Source organism: Winogradskyella psychrotolerans RS-3 (assembly GCF_000427335.1).
Classification (GTDB): Bacteria; Bacteroidota; Bacteroidia; order Flavobacteriales; family Flavobacteriaceae; genus Winogradskyella; species Winogradskyella psychrotolerans.
Genome location: NZ_ATMR01000016.1, coordinates 1 through 1,279, shown reverse-complemented (window position 1 = coordinate 1,279; position 1,279 = coordinate 1). Strand labels below are relative to the sequence as shown.

At 40.0% G+C, this 1,279-nt stretch carries 2 protein-coding genes; both read right to left on the bottom strand.

Annotated features, from left to right (window positions below; all coding sequences use genetic code 11):
- Positions 1-497, bottom strand: a 497-nt coding sequence (locus tag ADIWIN_RS20725; RefSeq protein WP_200859775.1) for a SprB repeat-containing protein, incomplete at its 3' end; no start/stop codon positions are given.
- 101 nt (positions 498-598) lie between these two features.
- On the bottom strand, positions 599-1,279 hold a 681-nt coding region (locus tag ADIWIN_RS20720; RefSeq protein WP_040756221.1), incomplete at its 5' end, for a SprB repeat-containing protein.

Below are 1,279 nucleotides of genomic sequence, written 5' to 3'. Positions count from 1 at the left end.
CCTCCAGAAGGGCTCAATTCAATATAGCCGTCATTCGCTCCATTGCAACTGATCCCATATCCATTTGAGATACCCATTTCTGAATTGATCAGCAAGGGTTCAGGTTCGATTAAACTTATAATTTCAGTAAGTACCTCACAACCGTTTTGATCTACGACAGTAAGGTGGTAATCACCTGGAATTAAATTTTTGATTGAAGGTGTGTCTGCTGAGAAATTATCTGGACCGGACCACTTGTAAAGGTTGTTTCCTGATCCACCTGAGGTAGTTATGTCTATCCATCCGTCAGCAGCTTCAAAGCAACTGATATTAAATTTGTTAAAAGAAGAGATGCTTACTTCATCAATTTGTAAGCCTGTAAGAGGCTGTGTAATCTCTAGGTTATTAATTTCTTTAAAACAATTGTTGGCATCGATTATCGTAATGGAATACTTTTCTGCAGGCAAATCAGTGAAAAACCAATTGGTTTCATTAGTGGGAGGGGAGGCATTGATCAATTCATTTGCTTCATTTCTAAGTTCATACCGATACGGACCAGCTGAGGTCCGGTTGATAACAGCTGCCAAAACCCCTGTTTCCTGGCCATAGCAAGAAACATTTACTTTTCATCTGACAATTCTGCTATTTCCAGACCCTGAGGTTCTGTCAAGGTGTAGGTTTTATTGATTTCACAGCCATTGGTATCAGTTATGCTAACATGGTATGTACCGGGGAAAATATCCTCCAAACGAGAAGCTTCAGAAATAAAACCGTCTGGTCCGCTCCATTCAATTTTGGTGGTTCCTGATCCTCCTGTAATGTCCAGGTAAATAAAACCTTCATTTCCACCATTGCAATGGACTCCAAATCCATTGTAGTCAGAAACTTCATCTAATAGAACCAAAGGACTAGGTTCATTAATATCAAAATTGCTGCTAAGGGTACATCCATTTTCATCAAGAACAAGGACTTCATAATTCCCTGATGCCAGTCCATCTAGATTTGGTTCGTTGGAAGTAAATCCATTTGGTCCTGTCCAGCTATAGGATAATGGCCCCTGATTTCCCGAAACATTAAATAAAATCGAGCCATCAAATGCTCCGGCACATGAAATCTCATAGCCATTATATCCTGATAGTTCGATATCAGTGAGCTGAAGACCAGTTTCAGGTTGGTCAACCAAAATGTCGTCCAACCTTTTAATACAGCCATTGGCATCTTCTACTGTTACCCAATACTGGTTTCCGGATAGGTTCTCAAAAGTGAAGGCATCACTGGTAAAAATCTGAAATTGTACGGA